The organism is Opitutaceae bacterium (assembly GCA_015075305.1).
Lineage (GTDB): Bacteria > Verrucomicrobiota > Verrucomicrobiia > Opitutales > Opitutaceae > UBA6669.
This window is the reverse complement of the sequence record JABTUS010000001.1, coordinates 171,107-194,327: the sequence shown is the minus strand read 5'-3', so window position 1 is coordinate 194,327 and position 23,221 is coordinate 171,107. Positions and strand designations below refer to the sequence as shown.

Below are 23,221 nucleotides of genomic sequence, written 5' to 3'. Positions count from 1 at the left end.
CTCCCCATGATCAAACGCAACATCTGGAAAATCGTGCTGAGCCTAGCCATACTGGCCTGGGCACTTGTCACGCTTTTGCCGCTGAAGAGCCGTGACTTTGTCGATTACGCAAAATCGGCGGCCACAGCCAAGGAAAAGGAGTTCGCCTCCCTCGTTGATGAGGCGATCGCTCGCGCCGCGAAAGCGCAGCCCCCTCAAACGCCGTTTGTGGCGCTCAAGCAGATTGCCAAGGAGCGCAGGATCGACCTCGCGCTCAAATATTTCCCAAACATCAATCTTGGCGATGTCAGGAACATCGACCGGCGCAACTCGCTGCTTCTCGACGAACTCCTGAAGCGTTCCAAGGCGAAGCTCCAGGCGGGGCTTGATCTCGCGGGGGGCATCGCGTTCACCCTCGAGGTCGACGACAAGGCGCTTTCGGAGGTTCGACCGGACGAGCGAAAGGAGAAGCTCGCGAAGGCGGTTGAAATCCTTCACCAGCGCATCGACGGACTCGGTGTGGCCGAGCCCATCATCCGCCCGATCGGAGACAATCGCATCGAGGTGCAGCTCCCCGGCGTCAGCACCAAGGACAATCCCGAGGTGGTGGACAGTGTGAAGAAGCCGGCGCGCCTCGAGTTTCGCATTGTGCATCCGACGGCCATTCCGGGCCCCGGTGTTGAGACCCCGCTGGGTTATGAGGTGCTGACCCTGAGCAACGAGACGCGAAATGGCGACATCACCACGCAGGACCTGTTTGTGAAACGGATCCCCGAGATGACCGGGGAGAGCATGGCCAATGCCTACGCGGTCATGGATGAATATGGCCGCTTCAAGATCATCCTCCGATTCACGGCGGAGGGACGGAAGCGCTTCGCCGCCGTCACCCGCCTTATAGCCGAGAACAACCAGCGCACCGGCCGGACGGGCCAGCTGGCCATCGTGCTCGATGGAAAGCTGCAGTCGGCGCCCACGGTGCGTGAGGAGATCGACAATGATTCGGCGGAAATTTCCGGCAGTTTCACGCAGCGCGATGCCGAGGATCTCGCGAATGTCCTCAACAACCCGCTCGATCTGCCCCTGCAGATCAAAGAGCAGCTCGAGGTTGGTCCTTCATTGGCCGAGGATGCCGTCTCCAGCGGGATTCGCGCATCCATCATCGGAGCGGCGACCGTCGCGGCGTTCATGATCACCTTCTACATGACCGGTGGCCTGGTTGCGGTCTTTTCCCTTGCGGTCAACGTCGTCATCATTCTGGGGATCATGGCGAGCTTTGGCGCCACCATGACGCTGCCCGGACTCGCCGGCATTGTTCTGACGATCGGCATGGCGGTCGACGCGAACATCCTGATTTTCGAGCGCATGCGGGAGGAGATCGCCGCCGGCAAGAATCTCGTCACCGCAAACAACGCTGGATTCGTCAAGGCGCTTACGACGATCATGGACGCCCATCTTGTCCAGCTCATCATCTGCGCCATCATGATCTGGCTCGGAACCGGACCGATAAAGGGATTCGGAGTCACCCTGGCAATCGGCGTGGTATCCACGCTTTTTTCAGTTCTGATCACCGGGCATCTCGTCATGGAGCTGCTGACGGAGTCGGGCATTCTCAAGAAAATGTCCATGCGCCGCATGCTGAAGGATATTCATGTTGACTGGGTCAAGTACGGCAAACCGGCGTTCATCGGATCGTGGATCATCGTCATCCTCGGCATCTCCGTGGTCGCCTACAAGGGGAACCGGATCTACGGTATCGACTTTGCCGGCGGCGATCTTGTCACACTTCGCTTCAATCAAAAGCCGGACGTGGCAAAGGTGCGTGAGGCCGCGCGCAGCGTGGGAGTGACCGACATCAACGTGACAACGATCAGTTCGATTGGCGAGCAGACGTCGGGCAGGGAGACGCTCAAGCTGGAGACGCCCGAGGGCAAGTCGGGCGTTGTGTTTGAAGCTCTGCAAAAGGCATTTCCTTCCGCCGGCATTGAAAAGGTTGGTGAAAGCCACATCGGTGCGTCGATCGGCAAGGAGATTCAGTGGACCGCCATGCTCGCGGTGGGCGTTTCAATGCTGACCATCCTGGTCTACATAGCCTTCCGGTTCGAGTTCGGCTTCGGCATCGGCGCGATGTTCTCATCCCTGCACGACATCCTCATGACCATTGGCATCTTCGTGCTGTTCGGTCACCAGTTTTCGGCGCCGATGGTTGCCGCGATTCTCTGCATCGCCGGCTATTCGATCAATGAAACCGTCGTGGTGTTCGACCGCATCCGGGAGGAGATGAGGGACAATCCAACCAGTTCGCTTCGAACGGTGGTGAACTCCGCCATCAACAAGGTGTTCGCGCGCACGATCATGACGTCGACGACAACCTTTCTTGCCGCGCTTTCACTGTTCCTCTTCGGGGGCGGCGTGCTGCGTGACATCTCGTTCACATTTCTGGTCGGCATCGTGACGGCCACGTTTTCCGCCGTGTTCATTGCCGCCCAGGTTTTCTTCTGGTGGCACCGGGGCGACCGGAAGCGCGTGGAGAAGCATCAGGACGTCAAGCCGACCTACGAGTGGACGGGTGCCAGCAAGGCATCCCGATAGGCGAGCGCACGGTCCGCCGCCTGACATGGCGACGGACCTGGATCGGCAGGTTTCGCCGGTTTCCATGCGTTCGAAGTCGGATACATCATGCGTTGGATCTACAAGCCATTTCCGGCTGAGGACGTCGCAGCACTTTGTCGCGCCGCAGGGGTAAGCGACGTGCTTGCGGAGCTTCTGCTTCGTGCCGGCGTGCGTGAGCCGGTGCTGGCCGCGAAATTCCTCCGCCCGGCGCTTGCGGAGCTTCAGGATCCCTTTCTCCTTCGGAATCTTGACGCGGCGGCTGCGCGCCTGCGGCAGGCGATCGTGCGGGAGGAGGAGATCGTAGTTCTGGGCGACTACGATGTCGATGGAGTCAGCAGCACCGCGCTCCTCGTCAGCATTCTGCGGAAATTTGGATTGAATCCGCGCTTCGTTGTTCCCCGGCGGATGGAGGACGGCTATGGCCTTTCGCGCAGCGCGATCGAACGCGCGATTGAACCGGGTCTTCCCCAGCTCTTCATCGCCCTCGACTGCGGAACGAATTCGCATGACGAGGCTGCATATTTGAAGTCGCGCGGTGTCGAGGTCATGGTGATCGACCACCACCGTTCGAAGGAAAGGGCGCTGGAAGGGGTGCTATTGATCAACCCGCATGTGCATGCCGGGGATGAGGACGGTGCCTGGCGGGATCTCTGCACCGTTGGGCTTGTCTTCAAGCTGTGCCATGGCCTGCTGAAGCTGCTGCGGTCAGAGGATCATCCGGTGGCGCGGGAGATCAGGCTTCGGGACTATCTCGACCTTGTGGCCATGGGCACGGTTGCGGATTTGGTGCCGCTCCACGGGGAGAATCGCATACTCGCCCGATTTGGACTTCGCATTCTCCAGGGTGCGGAGCGTCCAGGCTTGCGCGCGTTGATGGCGGTTGCGGGCGTGAAGCCCGACCTCGGGATAATGCCTGTGGACATTTCCTTCCGTCTTGGTCCGCGCATCAACGCATCGGGAAGGCTGGCGGATGCGGCGCTGTCGGTGGAGCTGTTGTTGAGCGAGGACGAGGCATTCTGCGCGCAGACGGCGCGTCAACTGGATGCGTTCAACCGGGAGCGCCAGGAAATCGAGCGATCCATCACGGAGGAAGCCGAGCGCATTGTGGAGGAGCGCTATGCGAATCTGCCCGGGATCGTCCTTTATGGAGATACCTGGCACTCGGGTGTGGTGGGAATCGTTGCCGGGAGGGTGAGCAGGAAATACAACCGCCCCTGCGTGGTTTTGGGCAATGAAGGAGAAATGGCCAAGGGCTCGGGGCGCAGCGTTGACGGCGTGAATCTCGTGGAGGTTCTGGGCACCTGTGCCGATTTGCTCGAGGGATGGGGCGGACATCCGATGGCCGTGGGTGTTTCAGTGCACACGTCGCTCATCGGGGAATTCCGCACGCGTTTCGCCGAGGCAGTTCAGGCTCATGTGAATGGGTGCCAGCTCGAGGCGTTTCTGCCGCTTTCCGCCTGGTTGACGCTGGATCAGATTCGGGAGCAGCTCATGGAGGAATTGGAGGAACTGCATCCGTTCGGACAGGGAAACCCGGAGCCTGTGTTTGGCATCCGGGGTGTGGTGCTGCGTCAGCGTCCGGAGGTGTTCAAGAGCCTGCATTTTCGATTCTCCATTGAGGATTCGCGCGGACGCCGGCTCTTTGGCGTCGCCTGGAAAATGGCGGAACGCGTTCCGCCTGTGGGCGTGCCGCTTGATCTGGCGGTGGAACTCATTTGGAACCATTTCAATGATCGCAAGCTGCTCCAGCTCGAGCTGATAGACTGGCGAACCAGCGGGTCGGAATAACTCGTCGAGGGCGATGCACCTGCCTGCCTTTCGCCTGGGGCAGGGGAGGCTGGGATGTACCGTTGATTGCAGCCATGGGCCATGGTCCAATTGACTGGTTTGTGAAAAAAAGCGCTTGCACTCTGTGGGCTGACTTTGCTTCTTCCTCCCTTCCACCACGCAGCCGTAGCTCAATTGGATAGAGCATCTGACTACGGATCAGAAGGTTTGGGGTTCGACTCCCTACGGCTGCGCCACTCTCAGCAAATCATGGGCCACGGCGGATGGGTTTCAACTGGAGCTCGGCGCTGTGCAACTTTTTGATCGCTGCTTCGAGGGAGTCGGCCACGTGGGCTGCACCTGTCACGCTGAGGTGGGTGCCGTCCTTGCTTAGATCCGCGATCGTTGCCACAGACGGTCCTTCGATGAGATGGAGCCGTCTGTCGCCGGTGCTGATGCGACTCTCGACAAGACGGCGGACCACTTCGCGATAGGGCTCAAGTGACGTGACAACATTTGCTCCAGGGGATTTGGTCCGGCTTGAAGGCAGTGGGGTGATGCAGAAAATGGTGGCATCGGCCTGGTGCATGCGGATGTGTTCCAAGAGGGCGCTGTAGTTTGCCCGGTACACGGCTGGATCGTTGACGATATTCCAGTCGTTGAAACCCAGCATGATGGTGATGACATCGATTTTTCGCCCCTTGAGATCATTGCCGACGGACGGGGAAACCCTCGCTCCCCCAACGGCAAGATTGTTCAATGTCCAGCCCATCCGATTGGACAGGAGCCAGGGATAGGTTTCGGCTGTCGCGGTCTGCCCGGTGCCATGCGTGATGGAGTCGCCTATTGCCGCGTAGACGGGTCGCGTCCGGACCGGATTGGCGATGAGCGTGCTGTCGGACACATCCAGCCCAGTCAGGCCGCAGTTTGAGAAGATCGGCATGAGAATCTCGTAGGTCACGGCAGTCCCGGGAGCCTCCGACAGGATTTCAAGGGCTGGGTTGGATTCGGTTTTGGAGAAACTCTTTTCGGTGATCAGCCTCCCATTCTGCCGGATGCCAAATCTTGACCCGCGATTTTCTCCTGGTAGAACGCGGAAACGGGCGGTGACTTTCGCGCTGGTCGTGGTGAATCGAATGACCACGCCCGTGGTGGTCTTTGCATTTGCGACTTTGAAGTAGGATTCGGTGCTAACCAGGCAGGCATCTGAGAATCGGCAAAATTCGACGAGTTCTGTGCTGGTCTTGGCGAATGCCGCGCCGGTCCATTCGATGCGAGGGTCGTTGGGATAAATCTGGTCGGCGGATGCAACGAGAACGATCGTTGCAAGGCTGAATCCGATGCGAAGGCAAAAGTTGGACGTGGCCATTTCGATGGGGTGACAGCGTGCCGATGGGTCGCCATCCATCAAGGTAGCATTGAGGGTTGCGCCCGGAATAGGGCATCTGCACCGGGATACGTGTGATCGAATTAGGGGCAGGTTGTTTCAATGGGCGTTGAGGGACAGACTCCAATAAGAGTCCCCGCACTTCCGCTCTCGCGGCATTTCCGGAGTGTCTCGGAAGCCGGGGGCAGGCGGCTAAAATGTCTTGGTGTAGGTCGCTCCGGCGTCGTCGACAAAGAGCAGGCGATCGGCGTGGACCTCGGTGAGTTTCAGACCGTACGTGCGTTCGACGATATCGTTCAGGCGAAAGACTCGATCGTTCAGGAGAACTTTGGGGTCGGAGGCAGAAGCGCGGATGCCAGAGACCTTGAATGTGTCAACAACCGCAAGTGCCTGAGGATTGGGAGGGATGCTGTGCTTCAAATCCGCCGCGGTAATCTGAATCACGTCGACTGGCGCCGGAGCTGGCGTGGGTGTGGCGGAGGCGGCCTGGGGCTGGTGTTGCTCTGAGGGTGGCACACCGGCAGGCGTACTTGACGCGACGAGAGTTGAGGGACCGGCTCCGTTCGAATTTGCCGGTGAAATCACCAATGTGGTGGTTGTGGCAGCATTGGCCACAGTGGTCACCCCGGCTGGGGTCGCCGCGCTTGTCCCGGGAGCTGCCGTTTGCTGCAGCGAAACGGTCGCGATGGCTGGATCGGCGGGCGAGGGATTGCCGGCTTTTGCCGGATGCGTATCGGTGCTGTGCGACGATGCAGCCTGATTGGTGCTGCTGGCGGCGATCTGAGTCGAACTCTCCTTGAAGACGTACCATCCCCCGGCACCGAGGGCGACGACCAGGATGACGCAAAGCGCGCCGACAACGACAAGCGTCTTCGCGGGCATCGGCTCTTTACGCTTGATCACCCGTGGTGATGCTTGCGCATTAGCGGACACCGGGATTGAGCTCAGGGGTTCATGCGCGCGTTGCTTCTGCGCTTTCTTGAGGGCTTCGTTGATCAGGCTCATGCGCGGGTATGGTTGGCTGTCAAGAATCGGGAGTTGGCAGTTAACGTCGGATGGGCCATGCCGGAGCGCTTAGTTGGTAAGGGTTGCAACGTCCTTAACGGCACGCCGGACGTCCTTCCAAGTAACTTCATCGGACTCGCGCAAGAATGCGGCCAGAAGGGCCTTATCGCAGAGATTATTTGCAATCCTTGGCACTCCGCGCGATGCCCGCTGCACCGCACGAATCGCCCAGTTGGTAAAATGGGGGCGGCCCTGTCCGCCAGCCAGGGTAAGCCGGTGATGAACATAGTGCGTGAGATCACCGATATTCAGGGGAAAGAGTTCGTAGTGAATCAGGATGCGCTGCCGGAGCTGGCGGAGTTCCTCCCGGGCGAGCATGGTTTTCAACTCTGGCTGCCCCATAAGGACGATTTGCAGCAGCTTCTGCTTGTCAGTCTCAAGATTCGACAGGAGGCGGACCTGTTCCAGAACCTCGAACGACAGATTTTGCGCTTCGTCGATGATCAACACGATGTCGCGCCCAGCCTCGATACGGCTCATGAGGACGCGATTTATCTGGGCGACAAGGTCATGTTGATTGCGGGCGAGTTTGGTTTCGCCGAGTTCAGTGAGGATCGCTTTCAGCATCTGGGTTTCGTTGACCCGCGGATTCAAGATCAGGGCGGAGTCCCAGTGCTTGGAATCGAGTTCGTTCAGGAATCGGCGGCAGAGGGTGGTTTTCCCGCAGCCGACCTCCCCGACGAGCACGATGAATCCCTTCTTCTGTTCAACGCCGAACTTCAGATGTTGCAGCGCGTCAAGATGGGTCGGGCTCAGATAGAGGAATTTGGGGTCAGGGGTGATGTTGAACGGCATCTCCGTGAACCCATAAAAACTCTGGTACATGGCGTGTGTGGTTGCGGTTTGAACATCGGCAACTTGCTTACAAATCTCCCGTGAAAAAAACGTTGAGGACAGAATTTACAGTTTTGTGTAAATCCCCTCCAATCCTGCCGTGGCCGTAAACGTTCGAAAACTGATCATCGTCGTCTACCTCTCGCTGTTCGTCGTGGTGGGCGTGATGTCCGCTGGTTTTTTCTGGCAGACGCGGCGCGAGCTTGGGCAGTTGCGCATTCAGGAGACAGCCGCGCGCAACCGCCTGGCTGAACTGCAGGTGCGCCTGTCTGAGCAGGAGAAAGTCCTTCAACGCCTGCGCGAGGACCCGTCCTACGTGGAGCGTGTCATCCGGCGACGTCTTCTCTACGCGAAGCCGGACGAAATGGTTTTTCGCTTTGAGGATTGAGCGCCTTGGGATTTTCTGTCGGCAAGCGACTACTGCCGCTTTCCTTCATGCATCCTCTTGTTGATTCCTTTCATCGTGCCGGTCAGGGCCAGGTTTTTGCGTTTTACGATCAGTTGTCTGCGTCCGAGCGGGAGAGGCTCCTGGCGGAGGCGGCGGAGATTGATCTGGGGGAAGTTGAGCGCCTGAACCGAACGCTGGTCGTTCAGGCTGCGTCAGCGTCCCTGGATCTCTCAGGGCTTTCACCGGCCCCCTACGAGAAGCTGCCGGAGAAGGGTGGCGCTTGCGAGGTGTGGTCGCGCGCCAAGGAGGAGGGCGGGCGGGCGCTTCGCGCGGGACGAATCGCGGCATTCACCGTGGCTGGCGGACAGGGAACCCGACTGGGGTATGATGGACCCAAGGGCACGTTCCCGGTGACGCCGGTGCGGAGGAAGACGCTGTTCCAGGTTTTTGCCGAAAAACTTCGCGCAGCGGAGATTCGGTACGGCCGGCCGCTGCATTGGTTCATCATGACCAGCCATCAGAATCATGAGGCAACGAGGGGTTTTTTCGTTCGGTCGAATTTCTTCGGATTGAATTGCGAGAGGGTTCACTTTTTCCGCCAGGGGCGAATGCCCGCGGTATCGTTTGACGGAAAGATCATGCTGGAAACCCCGGGTTCGATTGCACTTTCACCTGACGGACACGGGGGGGCGCTGAGGGCGCTGCATCGCAGCGGCGCACTCGACCTCATGGAGAAGGAGGGGATCGATGTCCTGAGTTACTTCCAGGTGGACAATCCGCTGGTGCGGTGCATCGACCCTGCTTTCATCGGCTGGCATCTGCTTTCGGGTTCGGAAATGAGCAGCAAGATGATCCCCAAGGCCTACCCCGGTGAAAAGCTCGGCCACTTCTGCGTGCTGCGCGGCAAGACGGTCGTTGTCGAGTATTCGGATCTGCCGGCCTCTCTCCAGGAGCAGCGTGATCCGGTTTCCGGTGAGCTGCGTTATGCCGCCGGTTCGATTGCGATTCACGTCATGAACCGCGATTTTATCCGGCGCATGGCGCGGGGGGAGGGCGGAGCGGTGATGCCTTTCCATCGTGCGGACAAGAAGATTCCGACTGTGGATGGCTCCGGAAATCCGCTGAAGCCGGAGAAGGCGAACGGCGTCAAGTTCGAGATGTTCGTCTTCGACGCGCTTCCCTTCGCGCATCGACCGCTTGTCATTGAGACCCGCCGTGCCGACGACTTCTCCCCGGTGAAGAATGCCGAGGGAGTGGATTCCCCGAAGACATCGCGTGACGATCAGATCCGGCAGGCTGTGCGCTGGCTGCGGGCGAATGGCGTGACGGTGGAAACGGACGGCACGGGACTGCCTGCGATGGCCTTGGAGGTGTCGCCGTTGTTTGGATACGACGAGGATTCGTTCGCGGAGTCCTGGGCTCGCCTTGCCCGAAAGCCCGTCCTTCATGACGGTCTTTACCTCGAATGACCGCACCTGGCGCCAATCACTGGATTGCGTCGCGCGTCGTGACGGTTGCCTTTCCAGCGCGCCCCGGTTTTTCTGACTTCATCGCCCAATCATGAGCACTGCCGAATCCCTCACAAATGCCGTCAAGTCCGGTCACCTGCTTCCCGCCGCAGCGGAAAATATCCGTGCCTGGCAGTCAGTCAGCCTGCCTGAATGGGCGCGACGCAGCATGGATGAGCTGATCGAAAGACAGGCGTGGGCGGAGCTGAATGACCGTTTTTTTCGCTACCTGGAATTCGGCACGGGCGGCATGCGCGGGCGGACAATGGGCGTTGTCAGCACCGCGGACGAGCGTGGTCCGGATGCGGAGACCGGCTCACCGGCTCACGCGGCGGTGGGAAGCAATGTGCTCAATGACTTCACGCTCCTGAGGGCCACGATCGGGCTTTTCCGCCATGTCGCCAGACATCTCGCGAGCACGCACCGGTTCGATCGGCCGAAACTGGTGATCGCGCATGACGTCCGCCACTTCTCGCGTCATTTCTGCGAACTCGCGGCCAGCGCCTGGACGCGCCTCGGGGGAAACGCGTTCATCTTTGACGGGCCACGATCGACGCCCCAGTTGAGCTTCACCGTGCGGCACCTCAAGGCGCACGCGGGCATCGTGATCACGGCGAGCCACAATCCACCGCACGACAACGGATTCAAGGCGTACTTTGAGGACGGTGCGCAGGTTGTGCCGCCGCACGACAAGGCCATTGTCGACCAGGTGAATGCCGTGCCGCTCTCGGCGGTGGGCGAGTTTCTTGACATTCAAAGGCAGGGCGTGGTCGTGCTCGATGCGAGCGCCGACCAGGCCTACCTCGCGGTGGCGGCGCACGCTGCAATCGATCCCGGTGCGTTCAAGCGCACACCGCTCAAGGTCGTCTTCACAAACATTCACGGTGTCGGCGGAGTATCCTCACCCCCTCTCCTGCGGGGCGCCGGCATCGAGGTGGTTGAGGTTCCGCAACAGGCGAAGTTCGACGCCCGGTTCCCGACGGTGAAGTCACCCAATCCCGAGAACGCCGAGGCGCTCACCCTTGCCGTTGCCCTGGCGAACGAACGGAAGATCGATGTGGTGCTGGCGACCGATCCGGACTGCGACCGCATGGGCGTGGCGGTGCGCAACCGTCGCGGGGATCTTGAACTGCTCACCGGCAACCAGATTGGGGCGCTGCTGGCGGATTACCGCATTTCGAAGCTGAAGGAGCTGGGCTGGCTGCCTGCTGGCGGAAGCCAGCGCGCCGCGCTGATCAAGACTTTCGTGACCACGCCGCTGCAGGACGCGATCGCCCGGAATCATGGAATCAAGGTCATCAACACGCTGACGGGCTTCAAGTGGATCGCGGCCAGGATGCGCGCGTACGAGGAGCGGCTCAAGCGGGAGCTCCTCGCGCGCAAGGGCGTCGCCATCGACTACGACGCGACGCCCTTCGAGCAGCGTGCGCGGCTGCTTCTGGAGCATTCAACCTTCATGCTGCTTGGAACGGAGGAAAGCTACGGTTATCTTCCGAATGATCTCGTGCGCGACAAGGACGCCAATGCCGCGTGCCTGATGTTCTGCGAGCTTGCGGCTGCGGTGAAGGAGCGCGGGCTGACCATCCCCGAGCAGCTCGACGAGCTGTATTTGAAAAATGGATTCTTTCTCGAGGGCGTGGTCAACCTCTACTACGAAGGCGCCTCCGGCGCGGCGAAGATCAAGCGCATCCTCGAAACCTACCGGAATTCACCGCCCAAGGCGTTCGGCGATGTCGCAGTCGCCAAGTTCGAGGACTTCGGCCGCCAGACGATCATTGATGCCGATGGCGAGGAGATTCCCAAGCAGGATCTCTATTTCGTCACGCTCGCGAATGGCTACACTTTCGCTGCGCGCGGATCCGGGACCGAGCCGAAGATGAAGTTCTACGTTTTTGGCCGGGCCGACGTCAAGGGAGCCGGCGATCTTCCGAAGGTGAAGGCTGCCGTTCGCGCCGAACTCGACCGCATTCGTGCGCTCATAGAATCCGACGCGAAGGCCCGGGCCGGGAGCTGACGCGGGCCCCGTCGCCGGAGCCGAATCGCCCGTGTCGCTGGAACTGGAGTTTCGTTCCTATTCGCTTCCGTTGCTGCGTCCGCTGCGGACGGCCCATGGCGTGCACACATCACGGGAAGGAGGCATTGTGCGGCTGACGGACGAAGCCGGCAGGGTTGGGCTTGGAGAGGTTTGTCCGCTGCCAGGGTTCAACCGGGAAACCTGGAGTGATGCAGACGCTGCGTTGAGGGCGCTTGGGGATCGTCCCGCGTGCGAGGACATCACTCGCATTTCCCCGGATTTGGAATGCCTGCATGCCGCAATTGACGCGGCACGACGCATGATGGAGATCGATTCCGCCGCCGCGGAGGGGAGGGCTGATGAGCAACCGTCGCCCGCCGCCTGGCCGGTGGCCTGCCTGCTTCCGGCGGGCCGTGCGGCACTGAAGGAGATCGATGCGCGAACTGAAATCGGCTTTCGTGTTTTCAAATGGAAGGTCGGCGTCGAGCCGATCGGTGAGGAGCTGGCGCTCCTGGACGACCTGCTTGCAAGAATGCCCGATGGCGCCAGGCTCCGACTGGATGCGAACGGTGCGTGGGATCGCAGACAGTCTGAGCGCTGGCTCGATTGCTGTGCGGAGCGGCCGATTGAACATGTTGAGCAGCCCATCGCCTGGAACGCCCGCGGTGCGGAGGATCTGCTGCTGGGTCTGGCGGGTGATTATCCGACGCCGGTCGCATTGGATGAGTCGCTTGTGCGCGGGAGCGACATCGCGACCTGGCTGGGCAATGGCTGGCCGGGCGTTTTTGTCGTGAAACCCTCGCTGCTCGCGGAACCGACGTTGATGCTCGAACGCCTCGCGCTTGCGAAATCGAAGGTGGTTTTTTCGTCGGCGCTGGAAACCGCGGTGGGCGCGCGCAACGCGCTCACGCTCGCTTTTTCCTGGAGGGGCGAGCGGCGTGCGCTTGGGTTTGGCGTGTGGCCGCTTTTTGCGGAGCCATGTCTGAATGGCCCCTATCTGGCACCCTTCATTCAATGGGCGGACGTGGCCCACATCGATTCTTGTCGGGCATGGAACGCGCTGAACTAGCTGATTGTTTGGGAGTGCGGTTTGCCGGCTTGTCGCGGAGCCGAACCATCGTCCGCGAAGCCGATCCGCGCCAGTTTCAGCGAAAGTTTGCTGAAGGTGTGGCTGCCGGCGGGCTCGTGTTTCTTGCGGATCCGAGATGGACGGTGCCGGAGACAGCCAGATTTGAGCAGCTTTGCGATGTGGCTGTGCAGACGGCGCGGGCTGCCGAAAATCCCACCCGATTGGGCTGGCTCCACATTCCGACTGGAGGAACCGGCGGGAGTCTCAAGCTCGCGCGTCATGATGAGGGCACGCTCGTGGCGGCCGTGCGGGGTTTCCAGCGGCACTTCGGCGAGAAGGTCGTGGATGCGTTTGGAGTTCTGCCGCTGCATCACGTCAGCGGGCTGATGGCCTGGCTGCGCTGTGCGTTGACGGGCGGCGTTTACACGGCGGGTGACTGGTCATCGCTGCAAGCCGGAGAGCTGCCGAAGGAGCGTGGTACGCGGGGTTGCCTTTCGCTGGTGCCGACGCAGTTGCAAAGACTGCTGGAGAGTGAATCGGCAGTCCACTGGCTGAAGACCTTTCGCGCGGTCTTTCTGGGCGGCGGTCCTTCATGGAACGCCTTGCTGGACAAGGCCGCGGCTGCAGGCATTCCTGTTGCGCTCAGTTACGGCATGACCGAGACAGCCGCCATGGTGGCGGCGCAACTGCCGGGGGAGTTTCTGTCCGGTGACCGCAGTTGCGGTCGGGCGCTCCCGCATGTCAGAATTGAAATCAATGCGGAGAGTGTGGTGGTGCTGCTCGGGGATTCGGTGTTTCGCGGATACGCGGGTTTGCCGGCGTCAATTCACGGCCGATTCGAGACTGGTGATTTCGGAAGTATCGATGACGAGGGGCGGCTTCGGATTGTGGGCCGCCGGGATCAGGTCATCATTACCGGCGGGGAAAAGGTGGATCCGTTTGCGGTTGAAGCCGTCCTGCGAACCAGTGGGCAATTCAGCGATGTGGTGGTCCTGGGGCAGAGCGACTCGACTTGGGGGCAGGTCGTGGTGGTTTGCTATGAGGACACTGGGACAGCTCCTGATTGGACCCGCGTGCAGGCTGATATTGAGCGCGCGCTTGCCCCCTATGGCCGACCCAAACGCTATCTCCCCATCAAGCCCTGGCCCCGCAACGAGCAGGGAAAAGTGAACCGTGCAATCCTGAGGCAGGCGCTGGGGCCAGGTTGAAGATGCAGCAATGGGTGAGCCTGGCAGTGGGTTTAGCAAAACCGCTGACCTATTTAGGCGTGAGCGTGTTCGTCGATTTCAGCAATGAGCGTGACGTTTAGTGACTTGGAAACCTTTTCGCCGTCATCGAAGAAAACGCGTCCACTGCGCGTGATCACCAGGAAGTCTTCGTGTGGGATGTGGTAAATGGTGCCATCGACCATCTTGACGCTGAAGGGCATGAAAGGAGCAGCGTGAATGAGTTCGCGCAGTCGAATGGCAATAGGGTGATTCACGATGTGCGGACCGTAGAAAGACTCTGTTTGCTTGCAAGCCTTGGTTTCAGGTTCTTGCGAACACTCGTGCAAAGTGGCTTGTGGCGGGAACAATGCCGTATCCCGCTACCGCACGACGGGTAGGTTTTCAATTTCAGCGGCGGATGCGAGCCGATCATCGGCACAGACAAATTCAATCTGTCGGCCCAAGGCTGTGCACAATGTGAGCGCGGCCGCAAGTTGCAGTGCGTCAGCCGCGCGCAGGGGATGGGTGCGAAGGAGCCGCACGGCGAGCGTGCGCAGGCCGGGTTGCGGCGGCGCCTCGTGCCATGCGGAGGCCAGCTCAGCGAGGCGTTCGCGGGCCTGACGAGCTCCGGCCGCAAAGAGGGTGCCGTCCCGCTGGTGTCGTTGGATGGCCGATTCACATTCGACGGGGGTGGCCCACCACACCGCGATGACGGGATCCTTGCGCAATTGCTCCGCACGGCGATGGGAGTCGGCCTCATCGACAAGAAGGGCGCCCAGCGCGGAACTGTCCCAGAATCTCATCGCCCTTCCTGACGCTCGGACAACACTGCGGCGGTCAGCGAAGCATCGGCGCGCATCACTGCGCGCGGTGCGGCGAGAAAGGCATCGACATCGAGCGGGCTTCCAACAAATGGCAAAAGAGCTCCGGACGCAAACAGGGTGTCCAGCTCCGAGGCGCTGGGTGCCGCTGCCATATCGATGGGCGTCAGCCGAGCTACCGGACGATCGCGATCGGTGATGATCACGGTTTCGCCGCGCTTGACCCGTCGGAGCAACTGGCTAAGTTGGTTCCGAGTCTTGGCAATATTGGCTACTTTCACGTGGCTATGTTAGCCATGTCTTGTTCTCAGGCAAGTTGAAATCGGATCGCTGATTTCCGTTCTCCGATCTCCGCGTCAAAGAGTAGCACAGGCTTCCAGCCCGCTTCCGACTCGGGCAATCGCTCAGTCGATGAAGGCTGGAAACCCGCGCTCCCCGGGTCTATCCGCCACCCACCCAACGGGTGAGAGCGGCTGAAAGCGGGCTGCGCTCCCGGGTCTTTGCCGAGATGCAGACGTGCTCGGTGCGCACGCGGGCCACGGTCTTGCGCGGGGGGCCTATTCTGCTGAGTTCGAATGCTAGCGCAAACTCGTGCTCATTGGCCGGGATTGGTGTCACGACAACTTCGATCCTGTCTCCGGAGTACAATGGGCGCAGGTATTCCGCCTCGCTCCGGACAATCGGAACTGTAAGGCCGTCCGCGGCGGCAAAATAGGACTTCAGATCGATGCCTGCGGCGAGAAGCGCCGCTTCATAGGCTTCGTGGCAGATCTCCAGATAGCGCGGGAAAAAGACCACACCGGCGGCATCGGTGTCTGCCAGGCGAATCGTCCGGGCGTAGGTGAACGGCATATTTCCATCAGGCCAGCCGGCGGTTCCTTGGCAAGCGCGCCGTGACATTGCCGCCCGGGATGGTTTAGCTGGCGGCATGACGAAGAAGGAGATCGCGGATGTTCTCGACGAAATTGCCATTCTGCTCGAGCTGAAGGATGAGAATCCCTTCAAGGTGCGCGCGTACCAGGCCGGAGCGCGGGCTGTGGAGGGGATCGAGGAGTCGGAGCTCGGTCAACTGATCGCCGATGGAAAACTTGGCACGGTCAAGGGAATCGGCGATGCGCTGGTCCAGAAAATCACGGAGCTGCACACCACCGGAGCGCTGGAGTTTTTTGATCGATTGAAGGCCTCGGTTGAGCCCGGCCTGGTTGAGCTGCTCCAGATTCCCGGGCTGGGCCCAAAGAAGATCAAGGCGCTTCACGCCCAGCTGGGCGTCAACAGCATTGCCTCACTGGCGGACGCCTGTCGCAGCGGAAAGGTCGCGGAGCTGAAGGGATTTGGCGAAAAGACGCAGCAGAACATCCTTGAAGGCATCGCAAATCGCGAGGCCTACGGTCGCCGGCACCTGTGGTGGGATGCACATGCGGTGGCCGAGCCGATTTTGCAGGAGCTTCGGTCGCTTCCTGATGTCATCTCCGCGGAGGCTGCCGGCAGTCTGCGCCGTGGCTTGGAAACGGTGGGTGATCTTGACTTTCTTGTTGCTGCAAAGAGTTCAAAGCCGGTGGTCGACTGGTTTTGCTCGATGCCGGATGTCAAGGAGGTGACTGCCCGCGGCGAGACGAAGGCGAGCGTGCGATTTTCCACGGGCCTGCAGGCTGACCTGAGGCTCGTGCCTGGGGGGCAGTTCACTTTTGCACTGCATCATTTCACGGGTTCGAAGGATCACAATGTCCAGATGCGTCAGCGCGCCCTTGCCCAAGGCCTGAGCCTCAGCGAGTGGGGGCTGGTTCCTGCTGAGGGCGAGGGGACGGCCAAGGTGAAGGCTGCGCATGGCGCGACGCTGGCCGCGTACGGAGTGATTGACTCGGAATGGAAGCTGTTCGCGGCTTTGGGCCTTCGATACATCCCGCCCGAACTGCGCGAGGGCCTGGGAGAGATTGAACATGCCGAATCGAGGGACCTCCCGAGGCTCGTGGAGGAGCGGGATTTGAAGGGCGCGTTCCACAACCATACGACAGCCTCCGACGGGCGAAACACGCTCACCGAGATGGTGGCGGCGGCGCAGGCGCTTGGATGGGAATATCTCGGAATAGCCGATCATTCAAAGAGCAGTTTTCAGGCGAATGGCCTGAGCGAGGAGCGGCTTGGCAATCAGGTGAAGGAGATCCACGCGCTCAATGCGTCCGGCCGCTTTCGAACGCATGTTTTTGCCGGATCGGAAGTGGACATCCTGCCGGATGGGCGGCTCGACTACCCGGACGATCTGCTTGCGGCGCTGGACTACGTCGTTGTTTCCGTGCACAACGCATTTGCACAGAGCGAGGAGGCTATGACCGCGCGCATCGTGCGTGCGATCGAGCATCCGTCGACGACCATGGTGGGGCATGTGACAGGACGCCTGCTGCTCCAGCGGGACGGCTATCGTGTGAACGTTCCGAAGGTCATTGATGCCGCGATCGCCAACGGCGTCATCATCGAAATCAATGCGCATCCCAGCAGGCTGGACATGGACTGGCGCCATTGGAGGCGGGCGTCGGAGAAGGGACTGCTCTGTGCGATCAATCCCGACGCGCATGAGACCGGCACGCTCGTGCACGTGCGCGCGGGGATACTGACGGCGCGAAAAGGCTGGTTGACGCGGGAGAGCATTCTCAACACGCGCTCCCTCGCCGAGGTCACCGCGCATTTTGACCGAATCCGCGCTCGGAGGTGATCGGATGGCGCAAAGGATGGCCCTCAATCACGCGGCGTTGATCGAGCGTGAGGTCAGTTTGGCGAAATCGAAGCCAGCGTGGAGGAGGCGCGGCGGTTCTTCTTGGCAAACCAGCCTTTGAGCACAGCGTGCGCCACCGGCACGGCATAGCGGCTGCCGGCGAACTCCTCGTTGGGTGTGTCGCCTTCAACAACGACCGCGATGGCGATTTCCGGCTTTTCGATCGGGGCGAAACAGACGAACCAGGCGAGATTCAGTTTCCCCTTGCGGGCGCTCACCTGGGCGGTGCCGGTCTTGCCGGCGATGGCGAGGCCATCGATCTTGAGAAGCCCGCTGAGGATTTTTGCGGTCCCTGTCTTCACGCATTGCTCCATGCCGCGAATGACGGCCTGATACTGCGCACTCGGAAGATTGATGGGCGTGGAGTGGATGCGCGGGCGTCCCGGCTGGTGGATCAGCGTGGGTTTGGTTTCGGTTTCACCCCGAGCCAGGGATGCGACGAAACAGGCCATCTGCAGGGGCGTGACTCCGAGAAACCCCTGTCCGATGGCGAAGTTGGCGGTGTCGCCGTCGAACCACTTTTCATCGCGGGTGCGCAGTTTCCAGGCGGGGTCGGGCACAAGCATGCCGGTCGTTTCGAACGGCAGCTCTATGCCGGTCGGCGAATCCAGGTTGAACCGCCGCGCCTCGTCGGCGATCGCCTGGGCGCCCATGGCGATGCCGCGGTCGAAGAAGAAGACATTGCAGGACTTTTCGATGGCACCGACGAGTTGCAGCGGACCGTGCTGGTGGCCGTCGTGACAGGGGAACGGCCGGCGACCGACCATCAGGGCGCCCTGGCAGTCGACGGTGGTGTCCAGCGTGATGGCTCCGCTGCGCAGGCCCGCCAGTGCTGTGATCAGCTTGAATGTGGATCCGGGCGGGTAGACGCCTTGCACCGCGCGATTGAGCCAGCCCCCGGCCTCCTCGATCCGCTTGTAGTTGTCAGAGCTGATCCGCGGTGAAGTGTCGGTCAGATTGAAATCCGGCTTGCTCGCCAGCGCGAGCACCTCGCCGGTGCCGATGTCGATTGCGACCGCGGCGCCCGCGAGTTCATTGATCGCCAGCTGTTCCTCGGAGGCCAGCTGGAGGTCGATGTCGAGGCTTGTGACCAGATTTGATCCCTGGAGCGGGAGAAGCTTGCGCAGCGGCGGATTCACGCGGTAGCCGGCGGGATCGACGCGATAGATGACGCCGCCCGCCTGACCCTGAAGCTTGTCGTCGAAGCGGCGCTCGAGGCCTGTCCGGCCGACGCTCTCCTTCATGGGAAACGTCTTCAGTTCGTCACCCGGAAAGTTTTCCAGCGCGACATCGCCCACTTCGACCGAACTGACGTAGCCGATGCTGTGGGCGGCGGCGGATCCGTGGGGATAGTAGCGCTTGGTCGAGGTGTAGATCTGGAGCGGGGAGGCAACCGGCAGTTGCTCGATGAGTTTCGCGTAGTCTTCGGGTGCGAGATCATCGACGAGGACAAAGGGCAGCAGCAGCCGCTGGTTGAAATGACGCTGGAGTTCCCGGCCGTCGAGTGTCGCGCCGGTGCCCAGGGTGCGATTCACCTGCCTCAGGTAGCGCTCGACCACGGTGTAGCGTGCGATCTGCTCCATCTGGCTTGCGGAAACCAGATCGCGATCATCGCTGTCGCGGTAGGCGCGTCGTATCCTGCGGTATTCCTTGAGGAATTCGCCGCGCAGCTCCACCAGGTTGAGGGTGACGGCGAACCTGGGAAGATTGCCGACCAGAAGCCTGCCCTCGCGGTCGTAGATGTTTCCGCGCGAGCCTGGCATGAGCACCCTGCGCTGGTTCTGGATCCGCTCCCGGTCGTGGTAGTCGTCGGTCCTGAAGAGCTGCTGATAGGCGAGGCCTCCACCGAGGATGAGGAGCATTGCGGTGATGCCGAAATAGAACAGGATGAGCCGCGGGTCGTAGCCCTTGTGGGATTCGACCAGGCTTCCCGAGCGTTCTGAATCTCGATCCTTCATGCGTGCATCGACCATCAGACGCCGGGTTGATCCGGGCGCAAATCCGCGCCGATGATTTCCAGCGCGCGTTCCTGGAGGCGAAGGAACCACGGGGCGACGAGGACGAGCGCCACCTGCGAAATGAGGAGATCGGTCAACAGGCGGGGCCAGGGGTTGATTCCTGAAGGCATGTGCTGGATGGCAGCGAAAGAGACTCCAAGATGGATGCCAAGGTTCGCGAGAAGGCCGATGACGACGGGAAACAACGCGTCATCGCGCGGGACGCGGCTGCGGAAGCGGAAAACGACCATGCAGGCGGTTGAAAAAATCATGGCGTGGCAGCCAAACCAGACGGGCGCATTGGCGTCGAACAGCAGGCCGGCGGCGAAGGTGGTGAGCAGCGCCTCGTTGCGCCGCAATCTCAGCGCCGCAAACACCACATGAAGTCCGCCAAGAAAAAGCGAGATCCGCCAGGGAGACAGGATGTGGTTGATCTGCCCGGTAACAACCCAGAGCAGAAACAGCGTGGCGAAGAGACTCAGCGACCGGCGCATCGGATTGCGGGCCTTCAGTAGCCGGCTGGTTTCATGGGAACAAGAATTGTCGCCTCGCTTATCTCGGACAGCCTCGAGTCGAGCCTGACCTCGCCGGTCTTGAACAAACCGTCGCCACTGCCTTCGAGCCGGATCAATTCCCCGATGGCCAGCCCCGGGGGAAACACTCCGCCCAGGCCCGAGGTGACCACGCGTTTTGGAGCTGTCGGGGATGCAAGGATGTCGAGCGGAACATACTCCGCGACACCCCTGGCCGGGCCGAGGGTCGGATTTTCGCCACCTTGGTAGCTTATCGGGCGCGCATCTCCCTCAATGGTGGCGGCAAGCCGGAAACCGGGGCTGCTCACCATCTCCACCTCGCAGGTGTACAGACCGACCCTTGTGACACGTCCCACGACTCCACCCGTGAAGATGACCGGCGCGCCTTCCGCGATGCCGAAATTGCGTCCTTTTCTCAATGTGAGACGCTGCCACCAGCCGGTGAAATCGCGCCTGGCGACTCGAGCCACTTCGCTGCGGTGTTCCGGAAACGCGGGAAGCTTGAGCAGCGATTCCAGGCGTTCGACTTCGCGGCGCAGGGTGGCGTTCTGTTGCAGCGCCGTTTCGTAGCTCGCATTCAGACGGGCAAGATCCCGTCCGGCCGCGATGAGTTCGTTGGTCGAGCGCGTCCGCAGCGCCCAGTAATCCTGAAGGTCGCGCACATAGGACACGGTCAGATCGATCGGGGCCTGAAGCTCGAAGAAGCTGATGCGCATGGCGCGCTTCACAACAACCGGCAGGAGCAGCCAGACAGCAAAGGCGACGGCGAGGCTCAGAAAGGGCCGGCGTTGGAGGATGCGGTGAGGAAACACGTCAGAAGCGGCTCGTCAGATCGGAATCGAACCGGATGGCGGCCAGCCGAAGCAGGGCGGGTTTCGCCATGACGACGCCGCGCAAGCCGGTTGGGGAGCACGGTCAGACGTTGGATATGACCCAATTGAGATCGTTGAGCACTGCGCCCGTTCCATTCGCGACAGCCGACAGCGGATCCTCCGCCACCGTGATGGGAAGTCCCGTCTTTTCACTCAGGAGGCGGTCGATGCCTCGTATGAGCGAGCCGCCGCCAGCCATGACAAATCCACGATCGACAAGGTCAGCCGACAGTTCCGGCGGACAGCGCTCGAGCGTGGTGCGGACCGCGTCGACGATGGCGGCGATCGTGTCACTCAGGGCTTCGCGGATTTCCTGAGACGTGATGTGAATGGTTTTTGGAAGCCCGGCCACGGAGTCGCGGCCCTTGACCTCCATGGTGAGCTCCTCGTCGAGAGGATAGGCGGATCCGACCCGCACCTTGATCTCCTCCGCCGTGCGTTCGCCGATCAGCAGATTGTAGGCGCGCTTCATGTAGTTGATGATCGCGCTGTCCAGTTCATCGCCGGCAACGCGGATGGACTTGGAAAAGACAATGCCGGAAAGGGAAATGATTGCAATTTCGGTGGTGCCGCCTCCGATATCAACGATCATGTTTGCGGCGGGTTCGTCGATGGGCAGACCCACGCCGATGGCGGCGGCCATCGGTTCGGGGATGGTGATCACGTCGCGCGCGCCGGCCCGGGTGGCGGAGTCCTTCACCGCCCGCTTCTCGACCTCGGTGATGCCCGACGGGATGGCGATCACGACGCGCGGGGCTACACGGAAAGCGGTGCTGTGGACCTTGCGTATGAAGTAGCGGAGCATCGCCTCGGTGACGTCGAAGTCGGCTATGACGCCGTCCTTCATGGGTCTGATGGCGGTGATGTTGCCGGGTGTCCTGCCCAGCATGCGTTTGGCTTCGTCGCCGACCGCGCGGACCTTGCGGGTGACCGTGTCGATGGCGACAACGGATGGCTCCCTCAGGATGATCCCCTTATCCTTGACATAAACGAGGGTGTTGGCGGTTCCGAGATCGATTCCGATGTCGTTGGAAAAATAGCCGAGCAGGTTGGACATGTGGCGATGCGTGGAGCGGCGGCCGCGGGGCCACTGTGAGGCAAGAGGCGGTCCCTAGGGGTGTCAACGAGCGAACGCACGCGGGTCGTAAAGTATTCGCGTTGTGGCGATGAATCACGAACCGGCACGGCGAGCGACCGAAATGCAGGGGGTTGAGCTGCCGTCGACACCTGAGACAGGCTGGCAATAGTGGAGTCGCAGAGATGTGACAAACAAGCGATTCCCAGTATCCTGTCAGTCTGGGCTTGCCTCGAAAAAATGGACAGTTGCTCACACGGTTAATCTGTCAGTTTTGAACGACGCCGCGGAGCGGCGGCAGGGGCTGGAGAGTTGAACTGACGTCGGGAGTATCGATCGGGCGAAGCTGGCGGGGGTATGACTCCGCTGGGAATCAAATTCATCCGAGAACTGAGCAGTCGTGGCCGTGCCGAGTGCACGCCATTCCTGCATCGCCAACTTAGCAAGTGCGGCTTCGATCAGGTTTTTTAGTCAGGACGAACCCGTTGGATTGCGCCCAAGGCCTTGGTCAACGGTAGGCTCGTCACTTTGCGACACAGTGGACGACAAGCTCCGCAATATGCCTGAAATCTCGATCGGTCGAAACAAGTGGCAGTCGACTCTCCAAGGCGTGCGCAGCGATCCAATAGTCGGGATCCGGCAACTGTACTCCGGACGCCAAGTGCTGCGCCCTGAGCCGACCGTAAATCGCTGCAATATTCGCATCGGGGAGGAGAACCTCAAATGAATCGAGAAATTCACGAGCCTCCTGAAACGCCGTAGCCGAAACTTTGGCATGGGCTTGTCCGAAAAGAAACTCACCCACAACAGGGGTGCAGATGACCGGTGGATAATGTCGCAGAACGAGAGACTCAGCCTTTCGATCGCGCCGCCGCAGCAACTCAACGGCACCAGTATCAAGGAGAATGGGCACGGGATGTGGCTTGTGCGCGGACCGTAGCCAGATTCTCCAAAAGCCATTTGCCGGCACGGTCCAATTCCGGATTTGCCTTTCTTACCCAAAACTTTTCATGTCGCTGCGGTCCACGAACTTTGGTGGGGCGCAGCTTCGATCCCGCGAGAGTCGAAGTCATGTTGGCAGCAACGTGGCGGTCAAACCCGCCGACGCAACCGAAAATAAGAATGCGGCACGGGCGGCTGGTTGAACGAAGCCGCGGAGCGGCGGCAGGAGCAGGGGAGCTGAGCTGACGTCGGGAGCTTCGGTGGGGTCAAGCTGGCGGAGTTATGACTCCGCTGCGAATCAAATTCATCGGCGAACTGATCGTTCGTGGCACTGCCAGGCGCACGATCTAATCCTGCCTCACTATGCCAGCGACTGCGCCTGCAA

The 23,221-nt window shown here is 60.9% G+C and carries 20 protein-coding genes and 1 tRNA gene; 9 read left to right on the top strand and 12 right to left on the bottom strand.

What is annotated here, in order from left to right; all coding sequences use genetic code 11:
- Positions 1–6 precede the first annotated feature (6 nt).
- From secD to HS122_00735, 3 genes are all read left to right on the top strand, one after another.
- Entirely contained in the window at positions 7–2,568 is a 2,562-nt protein-coding gene (secD, locus tag HS122_00745) for a protein translocase subunit SecD (GenBank protein ID MBE7536922.1), read from the top strand.
- Positions 2,569–2,655: 87 nt separating this feature from the next.
- Positions 2,656–4,377 carry a single-stranded-DNA-specific exonuclease RecJ gene (gene recJ / locus HS122_00740; GenBank protein ID MBE7536921.1) on the top strand — a complete coding sequence of 574 codons (1,722 nt, stop codon included), beginning with the start codon at positions 2,656–2,658 and terminating at the stop codon, positions 4,375–4,377.
- A 159-nt stretch (positions 4,378–4,536) separates the two neighbouring features.
- Positions 4,537–4,613, top strand: a tRNA-Arg gene (locus HS122_00735).
- A gap of 11 nt (positions 4,614–4,624) precedes the next feature.
- Here HS122_00735 and HS122_00730 read toward each other — a convergent pair.
- The 3 genes from HS122_00730 to HS122_00720 all read right to left on the bottom strand — a co-directional run bounded on the left by HS122_00730 (position 4,625) and on the right by HS122_00720 (position 7,633).
- The gene (locus HS122_00730) at positions 4,625–5,725 is read right to left on the bottom strand and encodes an SGNH/GDSL hydrolase family protein (protein ID MBE7536920.1); all 1,101 of its coding nucleotides are present in this window, start codon (positions 5,723–5,725) and stop codon (positions 4,625–4,627) included.
- A 210-nt stretch (positions 5,726–5,935) separates the two neighbouring features.
- Positions 5,936–6,625, bottom strand: coding sequence for a hypothetical protein (locus HS122_00725; GenBank protein ID MBE7536919.1), 690 nt, complete (start codon positions 6,623–6,625; stop codon positions 5,936–5,938).
- A 192-nt stretch (positions 6,626–6,817) separates the two neighbouring features.
- The gene (locus HS122_00720) at positions 6,818–7,633 is read right to left on the bottom strand and encodes an AAA family ATPase (protein MBE7536918.1); all 816 of its coding nucleotides are present in this window, start codon (positions 7,631–7,633) and stop codon (positions 6,818–6,820) included.
- Between the two features lie 109 nt (positions 7,634–7,742).
- Here HS122_00720 and HS122_00715 point away from each other — a divergent pair, with 109 nt between their 5' ends.
- From HS122_00715 to HS122_00695, 5 genes are all read left to right on the top strand, one after another.
- Positions 7,743–8,030: a septum formation initiator family protein gene (locus HS122_00715; protein MBE7536917.1), complete on the top strand. Its 288-nt coding sequence runs from the start codon at positions 7,743–7,745 to the stop codon at positions 8,028–8,030.
- Positions 8,031–8,077: 47 nt separating this feature from the next.
- The gene (locus HS122_00710; protein MBE7536916.1) at positions 8,078–9,499 is read left to right on the top strand and encodes a UDPGP type 1 family protein; all 1,422 of its coding nucleotides are present in this window, start codon (positions 8,078–8,080) and stop codon (positions 9,497–9,499) included.
- A 91-nt stretch (positions 9,500–9,590) separates the two neighbouring features.
- On the top strand, positions 9,591–11,552 hold the full coding sequence (locus HS122_00705) for a phospho-sugar mutase (GenBank protein MBE7536915.1): 1,962 nt from the start codon (positions 9,591–9,593) through the stop codon (positions 11,550–11,552).
- A 31-nt stretch (positions 11,553–11,583) separates the two neighbouring features.
- Complete coding sequence (gene menC, locus HS122_00700; GenBank protein MBE7536914.1) at positions 11,584–12,621, top strand: o-succinylbenzoate synthase; 1,038 nt, start codon at positions 11,584–11,586, stop codon at positions 12,619–12,621.
- On the top strand, positions 12,603–13,829 hold the full coding sequence (locus tag HS122_00695) for an AMP-binding protein (protein MBE7536913.1): 1,227 nt from the start codon (positions 12,603–12,605) through the stop codon (positions 13,827–13,829). The genes menC and HS122_00695 overlap by 19 nt, the downstream gene beginning before the upstream one ends.
- Before the next feature lie 53 nt (positions 13,830–13,882).
- Here the strand turns inward: HS122_00695 and HS122_00690 are convergent, their stop codons facing one another.
- The 4 genes from HS122_00690 to HS122_00675 form a co-directional block, all read right to left on the bottom strand.
- Positions 13,883–14,104 (bottom strand): hypothetical protein, encoded by a 222-nt coding sequence (locus HS122_00690; protein MBE7536912.1) that lies wholly within the window; start codon positions 14,102–14,104, stop codon positions 13,883–13,885.
- A gap of 105 nt (positions 14,105–14,209) precedes the next feature.
- Positions 14,210–14,632 (bottom strand): PIN domain-containing protein, encoded by a 423-nt coding sequence (locus HS122_00685; GenBank protein ID MBE7536911.1) that lies wholly within the window; start codon positions 14,630–14,632, stop codon positions 14,210–14,212.
- The gene (locus HS122_00680; protein ID MBE7536910.1) at positions 14,629–14,931 is read right to left on the bottom strand and encodes a type II toxin-antitoxin system prevent-host-death family antitoxin; all 303 of its coding nucleotides are present in this window, start codon (positions 14,929–14,931) and stop codon (positions 14,629–14,631) included. Before HS122_00680 ends, HS122_00685 begins: the two co-directional genes overlap by 4 nt.
- A gap of 160 nt (positions 14,932–15,091) precedes the next feature.
- The gene (locus HS122_00675) at positions 15,092–15,502 is read right to left on the bottom strand and encodes an acyl-CoA thioesterase (GenBank protein MBE7536909.1); all 411 of its coding nucleotides are present in this window, start codon (positions 15,500–15,502) and stop codon (positions 15,092–15,094) included.
- Between the two features lie 76 nt (positions 15,503–15,578).
- Here HS122_00675 and polX point away from each other — a divergent pair, with 76 nt between their 5' ends.
- Complete coding sequence (gene polX / locus HS122_00670) at positions 15,579–17,357, top strand: DNA polymerase/3'-5' exonuclease PolX (protein ID MBE7536908.1); 1,779 nt, start codon at positions 15,579–15,581, stop codon at positions 17,355–17,357.
- A gap of 53 nt (positions 17,358–17,410) precedes the next feature.
- On the opposite strand, the gene HS122_00665 is transcribed toward polX, so the two are convergent.
- From HS122_00665 to HS122_00645, 5 genes are all read right to left on the bottom strand, one after another.
- Positions 17,411–19,375 (bottom strand): peptidoglycan glycosyltransferase, encoded by a 1,965-nt coding sequence (locus HS122_00665; GenBank protein ID MBE7536907.1) that lies wholly within the window; start codon positions 19,373–19,375, stop codon positions 17,411–17,413.
- 14 nt (positions 19,376–19,389) lie between these two features.
- Positions 19,390–19,908 (bottom strand): rod shape-determining protein MreD, encoded by a 519-nt coding sequence (gene mreD / locus HS122_00660; GenBank protein ID MBE7536906.1) that lies wholly within the window; start codon positions 19,906–19,908, stop codon positions 19,390–19,392.
- A 14-nt stretch (positions 19,909–19,922) separates the two neighbouring features.
- On the bottom strand, positions 19,923–20,663 hold the full coding sequence (locus HS122_00655) for a rod shape-determining protein MreC (protein ID MBE7536905.1): 741 nt from the start codon (positions 20,661–20,663) through the stop codon (positions 19,923–19,925).
- A gap of 199 nt (positions 20,664–20,862) precedes the next feature.
- Positions 20,863–21,876: a rod shape-determining protein gene (locus tag HS122_00650; protein ID MBE7536904.1), complete on the bottom strand. Its 1,014-nt coding sequence runs from the start codon at positions 21,874–21,876 to the stop codon at positions 20,863–20,865.
- Positions 21,877–22,417: 541 nt separating this feature from the next.
- Positions 22,418–22,807 carry a type II toxin-antitoxin system VapC family toxin gene (locus HS122_00645; protein MBE7536903.1) on the bottom strand — a complete coding sequence of 130 codons (390 nt, stop codon included), beginning with the start codon at positions 22,805–22,807 and terminating at the stop codon, positions 22,418–22,420.
- Between the last annotated feature and the right edge of the window lie 414 nt (positions 22,808–23,221).

Excerpts from the sequence above, each read along its gene's own strand:
- secD (MBE7536922.1), top strand. The coding sequence starts at position 7 with ATGATCAAACGCAACATCTGGAAAATCGTGCTGAGCCTAGCCATACTG.
- recJ (MBE7536921.1), top strand. The coding sequence starts at position 2,656 with ATGCGTTGGATCTACAAGCCATTTCCGGCTGAGGACGTCGCAGCACTT.
- HS122_00730 (MBE7536920.1), bottom strand. The coding sequence starts at position 5,725 with ATGGCCACGTCCAACTTTTGCCTTCGCATCGGATTCAGCCTTGCAACG.
- HS122_00725 (MBE7536919.1), bottom strand. The coding sequence starts at position 6,625 with ATGCCCGCGAAGACGCTTGTCGTTGTCGGCGCGCTTTGCGTCATCCTG.
- HS122_00720 (MBE7536918.1), bottom strand. The coding sequence starts at position 7,633 with ATGTACCAGAGTTTTTATGGGTTCACGGAGATGCCGTTCAACATCACC.
- HS122_00710 (MBE7536916.1), top strand. The coding sequence starts at position 8,078 with ATGCATCCTCTTGTTGATTCCTTTCATCGTGCCGGTCAGGGCCAGGTT.
- HS122_00705 (MBE7536915.1), top strand. The coding sequence starts at position 9,591 with ATGAGCACTGCCGAATCCCTCACAAATGCCGTCAAGTCCGGTCACCTG.
- HS122_00695 (MBE7536913.1), top strand. The coding sequence starts at position 12,603 with ATGGAACGCGCTGAACTAGCTGATTGTTTGGGAGTGCGGTTTGCCGGC.
- HS122_00685 (MBE7536911.1), bottom strand. The coding sequence starts at position 14,632 with ATGAGATTCTGGGACAGTTCCGCGCTGGGCGCCCTTCTTGTCGATGAG.
- HS122_00675 (MBE7536909.1), bottom strand. The coding sequence starts at position 15,502 with ATGCCGTTCACCTACGCCCGGACGATTCGCCTGGCAGACACCGATGCC.
- polX (MBE7536908.1), top strand. The coding sequence starts at position 15,579 with ATGACGAAGAAGGAGATCGCGGATGTTCTCGACGAAATTGCCATTCTG.
- HS122_00665 (MBE7536907.1), bottom strand. The coding sequence starts at position 19,375 with ATGAAGGATCGAGATTCAGAACGCTCGGGAAGCCTGGTCGAATCCCAC.
- mreD (MBE7536906.1), bottom strand. The coding sequence starts at position 19,908 with ATGCGCCGGTCGCTGAGTCTCTTCGCCACGCTGTTTCTGCTCTGGGTT.
- HS122_00655 (MBE7536905.1), bottom strand. The coding sequence starts at position 20,663 with ATGCGCATCAGCTTCTTCGAGCTTCAGGCCCCGATCGATCTGACCGTG.
- HS122_00650 (MBE7536904.1), bottom strand. The coding sequence starts at position 21,876 with ATGTCCAACCTGCTCGGCTATTTTTCCAACGACATCGGAATCGATCTC.